Here is a 16,893-nt window from a genome sequence, read left to right on the forward strand (position 1 = left end):
TAATATTCTAATCTTTTATAGCCACCTGTAAGCTGCAAGATGAATTTACGATGGCAATTAAGCAGCTTAAATGACATCGATTAAGCAATACATTGCCCTAAAGATAAAATAGAATGAAGAAAATTAATAGTCTATTTTTTTAAAAATAAAGTAGATGCCGCACTACCTGCGCCCACCACAATGCCACCGGCTACGTCTGTAGGGTAGTGTACACCTAAATACATCCTGGAATAACCCACCGCGCCCGCCCATAAATACGAAGGCGCTATTACGTACCATTTAGGATAGGCTATAGATAGCGCCGTAGCCGTAGCAAAGGTAGAGGAGGTATGCCCGGATGGGAATGATGAATTTTGGGCCCTGTAAACCGGTACAAAGTTGATATTACGCACAAATGGCCTTGGGCGCTTAACAATGTGCTTAATTAAGGTAGTTAGCGCATAGGATAGCACCGTGCTGGAGCCCACGTAAAGCGCATTTTGGCGCATTTGCTGATCATGACCGATAACGCCGCCAATGAATAACCCGGCGGGTACACCAACATCGCCGTACGGATAACTGTCTGATATAAATCGGAAAAAGGCTGTTTTCTCTGGAGTTCGTTGGGCGGCAAGGTCGTTCAATATCCGTTCGTCAAATTGTTGTATTTTGCCCTGTGCAAAAAGCGAAACTGGCACGCCGAACGAAACAAGAAGTTGAAAAAATGAGAATACAAAGAGATATTTATAGGTTACCAAGCGCATGCAACAAGATTATTAAGATTAATTTTACCGTTTGATTTCTTACTTTTATAAAAGTAGCAAGTTAATATTAATTATATAATTCAATCCTAAAACAAGTATCCTCATAAACAACTTACCTTTACATGAACTACCAGCAATTAATTCAACAGGCGCAGGATTACGTATTAAACTACTACAGAACGCACAATACCGATAACCTGGCATACCATAACCTGCAACATACCGAAGATGTTATTGCCGCAGCAACGCAGATAGCCAACCACTATCAGCTAAACGACCAGGATTTTGCCATCGTTTTAACTGCGGTTTGGTTTCATGATTTAGGTTACGTGGAAAATGCCGCCGTTCATGAGGAAGTGGGTGCAACTTTAGCCGAAACCTTTTTAAAAGATAACAACGCTGATGACGATTTTATACAACAGGTGAAGGGGTGTATTATGGCTACTAAAATGCCACAATCGCCAACTACCTTAATACAGCAAATTGTTTGTGATGCCGATTTGTTCCATTTAGGCCTGGACGATTTTTTTGAAAAAGATAAGCTTGTTTTAAAGGAGTTTAACATCCTTCACCAAACCGATATCAGCAAACAGGACTGGCGGAAAAAGACCATTGATTTTTTAGAGAAACATAACTATCATACCGAATACTGTAAAGTATTATTGAATGACGGTCAGGCGCAAAACTTAGCTAAAATAAAAAGTAAGGTTGCCGAAAAGGAGGAAAAGTCGGCTAAAAAAAGTGTACAGGTTGCGGTTGTTAATAATCAGGAAGAAGTACCTGTAGAACAAACAAAAAAAGACAAGAAAAAAAGCAAGCCTGAAAAGGGAATTGAAACCATGTTCAGGATCAGTTCCAGCAATCACCAGCGCTTGAGCAATATGGCCGACAATAAGGCTCATATCATGATCACCGTAAACTCCATCATCTTATCAGCCATCATCAGTTTGGTGCTGCGCAGGCTTAACGAATATGGCTACCTCATTATCCCTACATTTATCCTGCTGGCAGTAAGCGTGCTCGCCATGACGTTCGCTATCCTCTCAACCCGGCCATCTATCCCCAGCGGGGTGTTTAACAAGGCCGACATAGATAATAAGAGTGTAAACCTGTTGTTTTTTGGTAATTTTTATAAAATGCCACTGGACGATTATAACTACGGGATGCGAAAGATGATGGAAGATGAAGACTTTTTATATGGTAGCCTTATTAAGGATGTGTATTCGCAAGGGGTTGTGCTGGGGAAAAAATACCGGCTGTTGCGTATATCGTATAACGTGTTTATGTTCGGTTTAATCTTTTCGGTAGCTGCTTTTATTATCGCCTCCACATTTTTCAGTCATCACCCAGCCGTATAAATTGAATGGAACCATACCGTTTTTTTAACAGAGACCTAAGCTGGCTCCACTTTAACGCGCAGGTAATGGAGCAGGCTGCCAACAACGAGGTGCCTTTGTTAGACAGGATTAAATTTCTGGGCATCTTTTCTTCCAACTTGGATGAGTTTTACCGGGTGCGGATGCCCGTGCTGCGTGCGCTTCATAAAATTGGGATAGGGGATAGCAGCGTTATTGATGGCAACGAGCGCGCGCTGATATTGCAACAGATAAGGGATATTATTGATGCCCAGCAATCCAGGTTCGGGCAGATTTTAACTACGCAAATTATTCCATCGTTAAAGGCGCAAAACATCCACCTGGTTTATAACGAACCCATTCCCGATTTTTTAAACCAAAGCGTGCGCGAATATTTTACCACCCAGGTACTGGCATTTATGCAGCCTGTGTGGTTGGGTACTAAAAAGCCGTTCTTCCCGGAAAATAATAAGCTATACTTTATGGTGCATCTGGCAAACCAGGAAAACCAGGAGGAAATGGTTTTGTTAAATATCCCCTCGGATAGCATGCCCAGGTTTTATACCCTGAAGCATCAAGAGCAATTGTTTGTTGTTTTTTTGGATGATGTGATCCGGTTTAACCTGGACAGCCTTTTTAAAGATAAGCTGATTAAAGGATGTTATAGCTTTAAAGTTACCCGTGATGCCGAACTGGATTTAAAGGATGAATATTCGGGAGATTTATCTGCCGAAATTGAGGAACAATTAAGCAAAAGGGATTTTGGTTTAGCCACGCGTTTTTTACACCAGGCGGGTATCCCGTTGCGCACGGTACAATACGTTAGCGAGCAACTCGACCTGGGCAACGCTACCAAAACTACAGGCGGATCTTATCATAACCTGAAGGATTTCAGTTCCTTCCCGGCAAATTTTCCGGGCTTATCCTACCAGGCCTGGCAGCCGCTCAAATCATCCGAAATTACAGAGGCCGAAACACTGGTATCGCTCATCAACAAAAAAGATCTGATCGTTCATACCCCATACCAAAGCTATCATACTATTCTAAGGTTTTTTAACGAGGCGGCTATCAACCCGGATGTTGAAGAAATTAACGTAACACTTTACCGGGTGGCCAGCAACTCGCTGATTGTTAACGCCTTGATCAGTGCGGCAAAAAACGGCAAAAATGTAAACGTAGTAGTTGAATTAAAGGCCCGCTTTGATGAAGCCAACAACCTGAAATGGGCCAAAAAAATGAAGGATGCCGGCGTGAAAATTACCTATAGCGTTACCGCGAATAAGGTACATGCCAAAATTGCTTTCATCAAAATAAAAAACGGCAGCCGCAGGCAATACGCGGGCCTGCTTGCAACGGGCAACTTTAACGAAACCACGGCGCAGTTTTATACAGATCATATCCTGCTGACAGCCAACACCAACCTGCTGCGCGAGATGGAGCTTTTGTTTCTGTTTTTAGTGAAGCGCGAAAAGCCATCGTTAAGCAATCATATCAACTTTAACCACATCCTGGTAGCGCAGTTTAATATGCAAACCCGGTTTATTGAATTGATTGACCGCGAAATTGATTACGCCAAACAAGGTTTACCGGCACAGATTACGTTAAAAATGAACAACCTGGAAGAACGGGTGCTGATTAGTAAACTGTATGAAGCATCGCAGGCGGGAGTTAAAGTTGCGTTGATTATCCGCAGCATTTGTTGCCTTATTCCGGGCGTAAAGGGCATGAGCGAAAACATTACCGTGAAACGGATTGTTGACCGTTACCTGGAACATGGCCGGGTGTTTATATTTAACAATAATGGCGAGCCCGAGATGTTTCTGGGATCGGCTGATTGGATGAACCGCAATATATACCATAGGATTGAGGTTTGTTTCCCTGTTTATAACGAGGCCATTAATGCGGAGATGACCGGGATTATTAACTTACAGTTGAAGGATAATGTGCAAGCCGTTAGCCTGAACGAAAAACTGGAGAACGTAAAAATTGAAAGGGCGGATGAAACTGTTCAGTCGCAGAGCCAGATTTACCAACTATTGAAGAATAAAGTAGAATGAAAGCAATAACTGCTGCTAACAAATTAAAAGATAGGCACGGATTGTTTATCCTGTTTTTGGGTATAACAATCGCTTTTTTTGGTTTTTCTTGCATGGATAAAACAAATTATACCAGTCCGCCGGGGTATGATTTGAATAAGCCGGTAAAGTACAATATGCCCGAGAGCCTGCACGAAATATCGGGCATCGCTTTTCATCATGGCAAGCCCGATTCGTTATATGCCGAAGAAGATGAAGACGGCAAAGTGTATTACATGCATTTAGGCGACCCAAAAGTAAACCACTCCAGGTTCGGTAAGGCAGGCGATTACGAGGATATCACCATTTTAGGCGAACAGGTAGTGATGCTGAGAAGCGACGGCGTTTTCTTTGTGTTCCCGTTTAATGGGTTAAGAAACCCCGAGATTAAAAATGTACAGAAGTGGAACTATATTTTACCATCCGGCGAATATGAAGGGCTGTTTGGCGACGAAAAAAATAACCAGCTTTACGTACTGTGCAAGCATTGCAGTGATGATAATACCGCCAAAAGCAGCAGTGGTTACATCTTTAAGCTATTGCCCGATGGATCGGTTAAACAAAGCGGCCAGTTCAATATCAACGTTAAAGAGATAGAAGCTTTAACCGGCACAAAAAAAATCGCTTTTCATCCTTCCGCTATAACTAAAAATCAAAACACCAACGAGTGGTATATCTTATCGTCGGTTAATAAAATATTGGTAGTTGCTGATGCCGGCTTTAAGGTGAAAGCGGTATATCCCATCAACCCATCGTTGTTTATCCAACCCGAAGGCATCACCTTTGATAATCAAAATAATTTATACATCTCCAACGAAGGCGACAAGGTTAGCCCCGGCAATGTATTGAAATTTAAATACACCCGTTAATTGCCTCAGTTTTTTTGTCCGGTGCTTGCCCGGATATTGGTTATCACATAAAAAAACAGTTTATTTGGGTTTATACCCAGACGAATAAATATTGAGATGAAAATTAACGCCCAACGTTTGAGCCTCCATTTTAGGGAGATGAGCCTGATTGGTAAAATTGGTGAAACAGGTACCTGCCGACCCGCTCATTCGGGTGCAGAAAAGCAGGCCTTTGAACTGGCCGCGAGCTGGATGCATGACGCTGGTATGCAAACCCGGATAGATAATTTTGGCAATTTAATTGGCAGGCTTGAGGGCAGCAAGCCCAAACTACCCGTGCTGATGCTGGGCTCGCATTTAGACTCACAACCCTATGGTGGCCGTTTTGACGGCGTAGCAGGCGTTTTATGTGCCATAGAAGCCATTACTACTCTCACAGAAAATGGTATGAAGCCGGAGCGAAGCATTGAAATAGTGTCGTTTGCCGACGAAGAGGGCTGGAGGTTTAACAAAGGCTTATTTGGATCGAGAGGAATATTAGGCCGGCTGGAAGAAGGGGAGTTGCTCCGCACCGACCAGGATGGTGTAACGCGCGAGCAAGCCCTGATTGATTTTGGATGCGATCCTTCCCGCTTTTCCGAATCGCTTTATGCTCCCGGCAGTATTTATTGCTTTTTAGAGCTCCATATTGAGCAAGGCCCGGTACTCGATAGGTCAGACAAGCCAATCGGAATTGTAACCGGCATAGCCGGGCCGCTGTGGCTAATCATTAAGCTCAAAGGCATGGCAGGGCATACCGGCTCGGTACCGATGCACCTGCGGCAGGACGCGCTTTTAGGAGCCGCCGAAATTATTACAGGGCTCAACAAGATAGTTACCCAAATTGCGGGAGCGCCAACCGTTGGCACAGTGGCCACCATAGATGTTTTCCCCGCTTCGCGAAATATTATTGCCGAAGAAGTGGTGTTCACGCTCGACCTGCGCGATATCGACCTTGAACGAAGGAACGCCTACGAACAACAATTGAAAGACCTGATAGCAGCAACCGCCAAAAAACACCAGTTAGCTTACCAGGTAAGCGAAGACACCAACAGCGCTCCACGCTATTGTGCCCCCTGGATCAAGGCCATTATTGGGGAAGAGTGTGCAGCCCTTGGCCTGGACGCACCCGAACTGATGAGCGGCCCTTTCCATGATGCCCTGGCGCTATCCTACGCCTGCGACTACGGGATGATCTTTATCCGCTGCAAGGACGGCATCAGCCATAATCCGCTGGAATATTCGTCTGACGAGGACTTAGCCCTGGGTACCGAGATCCTGTACGGCACGGTATTAAAAGTGCTGAACAAATAAAACCAAATCATCTTCAGGCGCTTACGCCTATTCAAGGCCAGTACCTGGAGTTTGACATGATTATTTAACAAAAAACTTTTAACGAAAAAAATATATCGTATATTTGCGGTCCTTAAAAACACCAGACTCCTTAGCTCAGCTGGTAGAGCAAATGACTCTTAATCATTGGGTCCAGGGTTCGAATCCCTGAGGGGTCACTTGGTACTACTTAAGTTGTAAATAAAAGATCACAAAACAATGTGGTCTTTTTTTATGCTCATACCTCAAGCTTAATAGAAGTTCCGTCTACAAATCGTGCTTTCGACAATTTAATAGATATTTTTTGTTCTGCCGTAAGTCCTATCGTTTCTCCATCTTTTAGAGTAATATCATTATCAATTACATAGGATATAATATTGAATAAGAAATCAAATAAATCTTCTAAGCTTAATTTTGAATCAAGGATTTCAATTTCGGACTTTTAAAAATCTTTTAAACCGTAACTGTAAGCACAGTTCCCCTCAGTAGTGTTTCTTAGTCCAATGTAAATGCATAACATAACAGGAATACCGTTTTCTTTAATCTCTTCTATATGACTCAGATATTGTTTGCGAGGAATAAGTAGCGATTGACTTCCTTGGTATACCGCAACTGCACTGGAAGTCATTAAAATTGAACTCAAAACTTGACTTAATATTTAAAATCTTTCTACCGGGGACTTTTGTCCAGCCATAATCGATACTATTGCATGTCCGGTATGTCCGTCTAAATCTTCTAACGCTGAAGGCCAATTATAGGCATATTGAGCTGTTCCTTCTATATCCCCATTTGGTACTGGCACAGGCATGTTTGCTAACGCTATTGATTCTCCATTGATATTAAAGGAAGCTACTTCATCATCTCCTGCAATGTCTGTAATATTCAAATTCCAAAATGTTTTCAAATTATCAATAACCTTATCAAGCTGATACCTACTATCATCCTTAAATATAGGCATTGCCAATAAAATGTCACTTTGTTTTATCTCTTGTTTTTCTTTCTTAAAGAAGTTGAAAAAGGGCATCTAATTAAATTTAGCTATTACAATAAAGATAAATATTTCTTGTAATAGCTCAGGACAGCTAATCATCTTTTAATGCCACTATTTTCTTCACGTCCTCAATAAAAGAGTTCGACGCCTGGACCTTATCGGTCTTTCAAAACAACTTAGTTGAAGCGAAAAAGCGATTTTTAATCGAAATGGCTTTTTTATTTATATTTAATCAAGCAGTAATTTATGCTATTTTCAAGATGAATTGTTACAATTATGCTACAGTCAATCAAGCTTAATTTTATGGCATGAGAGGTGTATGCATCAATGAACTTGTCGGCGGGTATGCGCCTTAATTCACACGGGAGACTTGCGGCAAGCATTGGGTTTACTTTACTCTCCGACAGCAAGTCGCAATATACGCTGCAATCCATAACGCGAAACTGCTTACATTTTATTATAAGGGGAACGCGCGCACCAGCATGTGGGCTTTTTAAATGCGAAGTGGTTAATCTATCCGGTGATAGTTACCGTTTACAGAACAGAAAAACTTCCTTTGAATCCTAAAAACTAATACCATACTTTTGACAGAGCTCTGCATTCATTCTTGCCGATTTCCCGACAACATTCTTGCCGAATGTTCTGTATCACTAATTGCCAAAAACTCTGTATTCATTCTTTCCGGCTACAAAAACATAACGTATACTTAGCATGTGGGCCACAAGGGAGACCCTTGCGGCAGCGTAGGGGGGGGTAATAAATCACTTTATAAAATAGAATTGTAAAATCATCTGACTGCAGGTTTGGCTCAATAAAATGCGTCCAATTCACATATCTGATCATAAAGCCGCCTAAGAATAAAACCAATAAAAGGTAGATGCCTTTTTTGCCGATGTTTAAATACTTGAATAGTAAAATGATTAAAGGCAAAATGAGATAAAACTGTTCCTCTACGCACAGTGACCATGCATGTGTAAAAGTGCCGGTGTGCTTCAGGTCCAAATCGAAATTCAGGGTAAAAGTAAGATACCGCCATAATGGTGCCATTTGTTCCCGTTCTCTTAGCACTGGGAATACGAAATAAACTCCAACCATAATAAGGTAGGGAGGGATTATGCGAAAAAAGCGCTTGATAAAAAATACGCGCATCGAAAGAGCTTTCCCTTCAGCTATAGTGCTAAATAACTGTCCGGCTATCAAAAAGCCGCTTAGAACAAAAAATAAATCAACGCCCGTCCACCCGAACTCACCAATCGTATTTACCCAATCAGGATGTCCGAACATCTGGTAATGAAAAAGTAAGACATAAGTTATGGCCAAAGCCCTAAGATGATCAAGGCCTAATAGTTTATGTTGATCAGAAATTTGTGAAGTTAGAATAGGTGCAGACATGTAATACAGTAAGCCTGTAATTTAAATAAAAAATTTATATGGGCTTGCTTTGAATTAGGTAAAAATGCAAGTCAGTATTGGATAAATACCCCCGCTACCGCAAGGGTCTCCCTTGTGGTCCGTATGCTAAGTATTGAATATGCAAATTCGGGATGTTATCATATATTGAGCATTTTTTTGTTTTAATAGGTAAGTTGTAATTATAAATTCGAAAATCCAGAAGGACTTTAATTTGTGAGTTCTGCAACAGTTGTTTTGGATAGATGTGTTTGATAATTGTAGAAAATGACTACAATTATCTGTACCGTAGCACATACGACTATGCTGGGGAGAAAGGGGAGGTGAAACTTAAACTACATAGTTCGTCAACCAAAAAGCTTCAGATAAACTTAGCATTCGGGCCACAAGGGGCATCCTTGCGACAACGTAGGGGGCAGCATAGGTAATGCTCAAATTGGATAAAAAGATTTATACAGACCATCGGGTATCAAATTCCCGGTCATTCAGCTAATCGGTCGCCATCACGCTAACTACCGCCTGTTCAATTATACCCAATTGATACAGTAAACAATTTCTATCGAATGCCTGTATGGAACAGCATCGTAACTGAAAATAGAACTACAATTTGTCCAAAAGATAATCAAAAGCAGGTTTTATATTTTTAATAATCATATACAATGTATTTTATTATTTCTATATTTGCATCACTCCTCTAAGTATTAAACCATTTACATTAACCTTTATTCTTATTACCCTATGAAAAAAAAGTTTTTACTTATTATTTCTTTGTGCTTATTGTTTCTGATCGTGGCTTGCAGGAAAAGCCTGCTCAATGATGAGGAGTATCCAAGTGCGCCAAGCGGTTTCGGTGTTAAGGAAGCCAAAACCTTCTTTGAAAACTCAACCCAGTCCGCATCGAGCACAATTAAACTGGCCAGCATTGATTCAGCCCGCAATCCCAACCCTACCGGTTTCACTTATTGGAAACAGGCAAAAGCCTACACGATGAAGCAATTTAATGTCGTGGAAGTACCCTTAATCGTAAGCAATAGGACTATCAGTTTACATGATTTTCCCGGTGACAGCGTAAAATTAAAACCGGATGCATCGGTTGCAAGGGCTATACTCACACGATTGATCATTTTCCAGAATGTAAATACCAAAAGCGTGGAGAAGGAGATCGTTACCTACTTCCCTGACAAGGCTTATTTATTACGGCACGAGAATGATGCCAGTGACAATTGGCTTAACCATATTTCATCTGATTTTAGCGGGTACATCGAGTACAGAAACTGGAACAGTACGCCTAAGTATTTGTTAAGGATGTCCGGTGGCAAAAAGGTAGCCCGTTATAACATAAGGCTACTTCAATCAGGCGGCAGCAATAAAACGATTCAATCCACCATTAAGACAATGGATATACACTGCTTCCCGGTATGTGAAGAAGCGTACAATACAAATTGTATCACTATTGACGGCGTAGAAGATTGCGTTGATGTCGACAGCGGATACGAGGAATGTTATGATTATTGTTATGACGACGGATCTAATCCACCAGATCCCCAGCCTCAAGATCCTGGTGATGGCGATAATGGTGGTGTTATTGGTGGTGGTACCCCCTCCTCCCCGCCCCCTACCGTAACCAATGACCTGACAGGATGTAATGGTTCCGTGGTCAATAAGCTTATGGATAAAAATATATCCAACAACATTAGTAAGATCCTCCAGGACGTGTTTAATAAAAACGATAAGACAAACCTACATTTTGTTTCAAGTACAAACACTAACGGAGCTCCTGCTATTACGATAGTCACAAGTGGGGCTAACAGCACAACGGTTAACATGGAGATTCGTATAAATCCTGATGTTCTGCCAAGTGACGCTTCGCAAGATTATAAAGCATCAATCATTATTCATGAAATTATCCATGCCTATTTGGATTACAAGAAGATTGATTATAATAATCAGCTAAAGCAACATGCTGATTTGGCCCGTGACTATATTTCCGATATCGCAACAATGCTCCATGATGCCTTCGGAACAGATACCGAAAATGCGAATGCTTTGGCATTTGGTGGTCTTAAAGATTTTGCTACTAAGAACCCCACAGAATATGCCGACCTTTTGAAAGCTAAAGATCTCACTGAAGGAACAAGGGATTTTGATTCTGAAATGCAACGTACGGGATTACACGGTACACCTTGCCCATAATAAATACGATATGAAAAAGCTATTTATATTATTCCCTGTTTGGTTTTTTATTCTTTCTGCAAATGCGCAGACAACGCCATCTAAAGATATCGTGATAAAAACTTTAAATGATATTGGAGATGCTGTGATTGATTATTATCACCCACAAGCCGATTCTGTAAAAGACCATTGCTGGTGCGGTTGCGTATTCATCAGGTTCACCATAAACAAGAACGGGGAATTCACCAATATTGATTATACAGCCAAGACGCCGATATTTATTAAGGATGCACTGATGAGCGCTTTTGAATCAATCAATAAAAAGGCACCCCGGATCAATCAATTGCCTAAGATCTGTAACAGCGAGTATATTTTACCGGTAATCATCTATAACAGGGACGGCTGCGGTTTTATGACGGGTTGGGAAGATAAGAATTATAAGCCCGATGAAAAAACAAAAGAGATGTATGCCAGGAGGCAGGATTCATACGACCAATCGATGAACTCGCTCCTTAATATGCTGAATTTCTTCAAGGGAAAGACCGATTCGGTCAACTGCATTTTGCTTGCACCGGTTAATACCGGATATGTGATGTATTAGGGAATGGACTTGTTAAGGTAAAAGAAAAGGGAGGTTAGGGAACAAACTGCCTCCATTTACCTCTCTTGCCATTAGAATTTCGATTTGCAAAAGAAGTGGAATAATCACGATAAACCTATCCATTGAATCCTATCAAAAACAAAAGGCAACTGCTGCCAATCGTTTTTTGTTTATCCGGCATGTGTATTTCTGCATTTTGTGGCAGCCGCGCTTTTTTCCTTGGCTTTGTTATCAGCCTATGGCTGATTGCCATCAGGTATTTCTGCGATCATAAAAGGAGAATTTTGTGGATGGGGTTAGTTATCGTCTTCATCCTCGCTATTGGCGTTATTCAGCTTAAATCAGATTCTTCACTCGGCAGGTTACTGATCTATAAAATATCTCTATCCATCTGGCGGGATCATTTTTTACAAGGCGTTGGCTGGAGTGGGTTCAAGAAAGTATATCTGGAATACCAGGCAGCTTATTTCGCTACGGGCCATTATTCAAATAAGGAGTTGCTTCTGGCAGATAATACCCGTTTTGCCTTCAACGATTACTGGCAGGTGATACTGGAATTAGGGGTATTTGGCTGTGTATTGGTATCCGGCCACTGTTATTTCCTTTTTGTGGCCATCAAGTCCGCGCTATCTTTTGAAGCCGGGGCCGGTTTGATTTTCGAACTCGCCTTTATCTCTTGCTTAACCATTTCAATTGCTGCATGTTTTACGCATGTATTGGAGAATTTATGGGCTGTTTGCTGCCTTGTTACGGCAGTCAGCATCTTGCTTTACCGGCTCCGGTTTCCCAAATTCAACAGGGGGTTTCAGTTGGTCTATGCCAGCATGTTATCCGGTCTGCTTATTTTTTCAGATGGGACAAGGCGATTATATCACTACAGGGTATATCAAACCTATGAGGAAAGTAGGATGCTTGTAAAATCGGGATTCAGAGCGGCAGCCCTGAATAAACTGCAATCCCTGTATCCCGTTTTAAATCATGATGGAGATTACCTTTCCTATTTCGGCAAACAGTTAGCCTATAGCAATAAAACAAAATTGGCGGTCATGATATTAAAACAAGCCGGAGAACATCTTTCCATAGCAGATAACTACATGCAATTAGGTGAATGTTATTACCTTTTACACGAGTTTTCACTGGCAGAAGCAGCCTATATCCAGGGAATTAATATGGTACCCAACCGTTTCAGGAATAGATATGCACTGTATGTTTTTTATCGGGATACAGGACAAACAAAAAAAGCTGCTGAAACAGGGAAAGGCCTGTTAAACCTGCCTGTAAAAATCCCTTCCGCTATAATTAAACACATCCAAAGCGTGGTTGCACAGGATTTTAATAAATAACTTTACTTTAGGTTTTTGAACCGGGCGGCTTATTCGCCTCAATTGACTGCTGATACAATTGACTACTGGTCTCATTCATCGCGATTTAATATTCAGTGATAAATACCACACCGGTTGTTTACTCAAAATACCCCGCCACCGTAAGGGTCCTCCCTTTTGGTCCATATGCTAAGTATTGAATATGCAAATCCGCGATGTTATAATACATTTCCGCAATTTTGTATTTTTAATAGGTAAGTCGTAATTGAAAATTCAAAAATCCAGAAGAATTGTATTTTGTAGTTTCTGCGACTATGTTTTGGATAGATTTGTTTGTGAGGTTGTTGTATTTTGATTTTTTGTAGAAGATGACTACGATTACTGTATGTCAGCACACGCGATTATGCCGGGGCGAAAGGGGGGGGGGTGAAAGTTAAATTATATAGTCATTCGCCTGAAAGTATAACGTATACTTAGCATTCGGGCCACAAGGGAGACCCTTGCGGCAGCGGGGATTTTGTATTTTTGACATGTAAGCCGGTTATTATATATTTAGGAATGGGAATGTTAAAAGAAATATTTTATAAAGATATTTCTATTTGCTAACTATATATCATTAAAATAAATCAGAATTGTGTTAACTTTAAGCATGAACCGATCGAGCTCTGCTTTAGCTTTTGTTGCCGTGAACCTGATTTCCATGTTGACTTGGGGGCAAGTCAAACTTTCGATTGAACAGATTAAGAAGATTACAGTGCAAACCACAGTAGCCGGAATGCGTACCGGAAATAGCGAAAGCTTCGAGATTGTGTCTGAAGCAGGTCAATGGAAAAGCTTCAGGACAATTAAAGACAGTAGTGGTTTTGGTTTGCAAGCGCAAAAGAACACCACTTACAAGCTTTTGGGAATATTGCCCCCCGCAGATGTTGGTGATCTGTTGAATTGCATAACCCATACCAAGACAGGTATCAATTCGTCAACTTTTGATCTGAACCCCAAGCGCTTGATCTCAGAATTGAAAAGTGGTGCAAAAATTCCGATCAGTGAGGCACCGGATTTTGACAAACTCATTTCGCAAACAATAATTGATGAAGCAGTAGCAAAAACAGTTATCAAAATGGATATTATGGATTATTTAACTTTTTGCGAGGTTGATATTATTTCTAAGCGAAACGACACAATCAAAGTTACTTCCCGGAATATGTGTCCCACCAAGCTTCCCTGGACAATAAATAATAAAATAAGTTACGATATGGGAATTAACAAATTTATAGAAGCAGCCGCAGGAAACGAAAATATACCAAATAAGGAGCTGCTAAATGTTAACTCATTGAAGGCGGCTATTTTCAAATATATTGATGACCATAATGCCGACGAGCCAATATCGACTTTTAGATGGCATTATTACTATCCCTACACACTTGGAATACTTAGGCAGCATTTTAGCATTCAAAAAAAACTTCAGTACGAAAATGTATATTCCTGCATATTAAAAACCAGTAAGATGCCTTCAAATGCTGTCATATATGCAAATATCGACATGGCATCTATGAAAGACGTGGGGATGCTGGTTCAATATGCCGCATTGATCGATCACTACTTTGAAGGCAATAATTTCGTGCTCAAATATTACAGAAACGTTCCAAAGGCACACATAGGCTTCCCCTTTGAAGCCTATCATTCACCCTATAGTTCAACACGATCTCTGAAAAGGTCATTGCCGGAATTGGCCGATGTGGATTCTACTCAATCAATTAGCTTTTATGCCAGTGAGCCAGACGACACATCACAATGGACGATATATTCTGGTAACATGGTGCTATTACGCTACCATTCCATCACAACGCCGCATGGTGAAACAGCCCCAATTTTTCCGCCCGTAGACCCCAAGCTGAACTGGTCGGCAAGGACTGATCATTATTATCTTTTCGATGGTACAGGAAAAGTACTGAGAGAGGGAGATCGATTATATTGAAAAACGGTTACTTACTTCCCGGTGCTTGTGAGCACATCCTCTTAATCAATAAATTCTTTCTGCGCCAATAGCTTACACCCCTCACCCTCAAATCCCCCACCCGCTAATTCAACGCCACCGAACTATAAATATGATATTCCCCTGGCGCCAATGTCAAGGTATAAGTCACCGTTGGTATATTAACCGCAGTCCCTGTCATGTAATCATAATAAACACCTGCGGCCGGAAAAGTTACAGCGGACGTTTGCGGGTTCACATCAAAATTGCCAACTAGCTCTACATTAACACCTGTGGCTTGCAGGGTGGTTGATCTTACAAAGCCTGTAGCTACGTATTGCACGTTGGATGTGCTGAATACCGGGTTTTTGATCTTCATTTTGATTAGCCTGGCGTAAGCGTTGTACAGTTTTTTACGTAAAGGGTCGCTCATGTATTCCCAGTGGGCGGGTTTATCGCCGAGGCGACCGCCGTTATCGATGCTGATGTCGTAGCCGCGTTCGCCAAACTCCCACATCATTTTGGGGCCGGGGGCGGTCAGCATAAAGGCTGCGGCCAATTCCTGGCGCTTAAGGCCTGTTGCCAGGTCGCGCACGTTATAGCCGTTGGCGCCGCCGGTATTGCCGTAAGTTTCGTTTTTAAACATCAGGCGTTCCTCGTCATGGCTTTCCATGTAGGTTACAATGTTGTCCGGCTGCGTAAACGTGTGCGAATTGAAGAACATGCGCGTCAGGTCCGACGTGGGAACCCAGCCCATGGTGCCTTCGTTAAAGCTATAGTTCAGGTTGTTCCACTGCATCATGCCGTTGTCGGCTTCCTCTTTCTCCTCCTGGTCTGTAGCAAAGTTTTCCAGTATCACGTAAAAGTTATTATTGTCAACACTTTTAATAAAACTGTTATAGTCTTTCCATATCGCTACGCGGCTGGCATCATAGGCGGTCCAGGCGGCAACATTCGCGTCGGCTGTGCCGGAGTTTTTTTGAGTGAAACCCTTGGCCAGGTCAAAACGGTATCCGTCAATCTTATAATTCTTCATCCAAAACTGCATTACATTTTTAGCGAAGTATTTGGTGGCGGCACTTTCGTGATTAAACTGGTAACCCACGTTGTAAGGGTGTGTTGGGTCAACATTAAACCATGGGCTGCTGGCCAGCGGCTTCTGCGCAGCCTGATCAAAGTACAACTGTACCATGGGCGATTGCCCGAACGAGTGGTTCAGCACCATATCCATAATAACGGCTATCCCACGCGAGTGGCATTCGTCAATAAAAGCCTTCAGATCGTTACGGGTGCCATAATATTTATCGGGCGCAAAGTAAAATGATGGGTTATATCCCCAGGAATCGTTACCCTCAAACTCGTTAATGGGCATCAGTTCTACGGCATTCACGCCCAAATTACTAAGGTAGTTCAGGGTATCTTTAAGCGTTTTGTAGTTGTGGGCGGCAATAAAATCGCGCACGTGCAGCTCGTAAATCACCAGGTTCTTTTTATCCGGGCGGGTAAAGCTTGTATTTTTCCAGGTGTAAGGAGTGGGGTTAGCCTGCAACACGCTCACAATACCGGTTTGGCCGCTTGGATAGGCTTTAAGGTTAGGGTATACATCCGCTGTGATGTACTGATCGTTGGCCGGGTCGAGGATTTTTTCGCAATAAGGGTCGGCCACTTTTAGGGTGCCATCAACCAGGTATTGGTAGGCATATTCTTTACTGGCATCTAAATTATCTACCTGTATCCACCATCGGGTACCATCCGTGGTTTGATTCATGGCTGAGGGCTGCCAGTTATTAAACTCGCCAATTACCGATACCGTTTTTTTGCCCGGCGCATACAAATTGAATATCACGGATGTGCCCGAGTTAATGTAGGTAACGCCGTCTACAGCACCGGTGGGTAAGTCTTTTCCGTTAGTGATGGTAGTTACGGGGTTGGTTGCGCTATCCGTCAGGTCGCTCTTCTTGCTGCAGGCCATATTAGCCATGATGGCTACAGCCACCAGGATCAGGTATATTTTTCTCATGGTTTACATGGTT

General features: G+C 42.0%; 13 protein-coding genes and 1 tRNA gene. 9 read left to right on the forward strand and 5 right to left on the reverse strand.

Annotated features, from left to right (window positions below; all coding sequences use genetic code 11):
• Window positions 1-131: 131 nt before the first annotated feature.
• Window positions 132-743: a phosphatase PAP2 family protein gene (locus MUCPA_RS32475; protein ID WP_008512487.1), complete on the reverse strand. Its 612-nt coding sequence runs from the start codon at window positions 741-743 to the stop codon at window positions 132-134.
• 122 nt (window positions 744-865) lie between these two features.
• Here MUCPA_RS32475 and MUCPA_RS32480 point away from each other — a divergent pair, with 122 nt between their 5' ends.
• The 5 genes from MUCPA_RS32480 to MUCPA_RS32500 all read left to right on the forward strand — a co-directional run bounded on the left by MUCPA_RS32480 (window position 866) and on the right by MUCPA_RS32500 (window position 6,571).
• Entirely contained in the window at window positions 866-2,101 is a 1,236-nt protein-coding gene (locus tag MUCPA_RS32480) for a Pycsar system effector family protein (RefSeq protein ID WP_008512488.1), read from the forward strand.
• 5 nt (window positions 2,102-2,106) lie between these two features.
• The gene (ppk1, locus tag MUCPA_RS32485) at window positions 2,107-4,155 is read left to right on the forward strand and encodes a polyphosphate kinase 1 (protein WP_008512490.1); all 2,049 of its coding nucleotides are present in this window, start codon (window positions 2,107-2,109) and stop codon (window positions 4,153-4,155) included.
• Window positions 4,152-5,042, forward strand: a complete 891-nt coding sequence (locus MUCPA_RS32490) for an SdiA-regulated domain-containing protein (protein WP_008512492.1) — start codon at window positions 4,152-4,154, stop codon at window positions 5,040-5,042. The genes ppk1 and MUCPA_RS32490 overlap by 4 nt, the downstream gene beginning before the upstream one ends.
• 96 nt (window positions 5,043-5,138) lie before the next feature.
• Window positions 5,139-6,374 carry a M20 family metallo-hydrolase gene (locus MUCPA_RS32495; protein ID WP_008512494.1) on the forward strand — a complete coding sequence of 412 codons (1,236 nt, stop codon included), beginning with the start codon at window positions 5,139-5,141 and terminating at the stop codon, window positions 6,372-6,374.
• Window positions 6,375-6,498: 124 nt separating this feature from the next.
• Window positions 6,499-6,571: transfer RNA gene (locus MUCPA_RS32500), tRNA-Lys, on the forward strand.
• A 59-nt stretch (window positions 6,572-6,630) separates the two neighbouring features.
• Here the strand turns inward: MUCPA_RS32500 and MUCPA_RS39660 are convergent.
• The 3 genes from MUCPA_RS39660 to MUCPA_RS32510 all read right to left on the reverse strand — a co-directional run bounded on the left by MUCPA_RS39660 (window position 6,631) and on the right by MUCPA_RS32510 (window position 8,775).
• Window positions 6,631-6,825, reverse strand: a complete 195-nt coding sequence (locus tag MUCPA_RS39660; RefSeq protein ID WP_083839429.1) for a DUF4261 domain-containing protein — start codon at window positions 6,823-6,825, stop codon at window positions 6,631-6,633.
• A 225-nt stretch (window positions 6,826-7,050) separates the two neighbouring features.
• Window positions 7,051-7,416 carry a hypothetical protein gene (locus MUCPA_RS37355; protein ID WP_050982192.1) on the reverse strand — a complete coding sequence of 122 codons (366 nt, stop codon included), beginning with the start codon at window positions 7,414-7,416 and terminating at the stop codon, window positions 7,051-7,053.
• A 639-nt stretch (window positions 7,417-8,055) separates the two neighbouring features.
• The gene (locus tag MUCPA_RS32510) at window positions 8,056-8,775 is read right to left on the reverse strand and encodes an acyltransferase family protein (RefSeq protein WP_008512498.1); all 720 of its coding nucleotides are present in this window, start codon (window positions 8,773-8,775) and stop codon (window positions 8,056-8,058) included.
• Between the two features lie 756 nt (window positions 8,776-9,531).
• Here MUCPA_RS32510 and MUCPA_RS32515 point away from each other — a divergent pair.
• The 4 genes from MUCPA_RS32515 to MUCPA_RS32530 all read left to right on the forward strand — a co-directional run bounded on the left by MUCPA_RS32515 (window position 9,532) and on the right by MUCPA_RS32530 (window position 14,863).
• A complete protein-coding gene (locus MUCPA_RS32515) occupies window positions 9,532-10,986 on the forward strand; it encodes a hypothetical protein (RefSeq protein ID WP_008512500.1) in 1,455 nt (484 codons plus the stop codon).
• 10 nt (window positions 10,987-10,996) lie between these two features.
• Window positions 10,997-11,566, forward strand: a complete 570-nt coding sequence (locus MUCPA_RS32520) for a hypothetical protein (protein WP_008512502.1) — start codon at window positions 10,997-10,999, stop codon at window positions 11,564-11,566.
• A 179-nt stretch (window positions 11,567-11,745) separates the two neighbouring features.
• On the forward strand, window positions 11,746-12,909 hold the full coding sequence (locus tag MUCPA_RS32525) for an O-antigen ligase family protein (protein WP_157544027.1): 1,164 nt from the start codon (window positions 11,746-11,748) through the stop codon (window positions 12,907-12,909).
• Between the two features lie 613 nt (window positions 12,910-13,522).
• On the forward strand, window positions 13,523-14,863 hold the full coding sequence (locus MUCPA_RS32530; protein WP_169316216.1) for a hypothetical protein: 1,341 nt from the start codon (window positions 13,523-13,525) through the stop codon (window positions 14,861-14,863).
• Between the two features lie 103 nt (window positions 14,864-14,966).
• On the opposite strand, the gene MUCPA_RS32535 is transcribed toward MUCPA_RS32530, so the two are convergent.
• Window positions 14,967-16,880: an alpha-amylase family glycosyl hydrolase gene (locus MUCPA_RS32535; RefSeq protein ID WP_008512505.1), complete on the reverse strand. Its 1,914-nt coding sequence runs from the start codon at window positions 16,878-16,880 to the stop codon at window positions 14,967-14,969.
• Window positions 16,881-16,893: the final 13 nt, after the last annotated feature.

It is taken from the genome of Mucilaginibacter paludis DSM 18603 (assembly GCF_000166195.2).
Taxonomy (GTDB): domain Bacteria; phylum Bacteroidota; class Bacteroidia; order Sphingobacteriales; family Sphingobacteriaceae; genus Mucilaginibacter; species Mucilaginibacter paludis.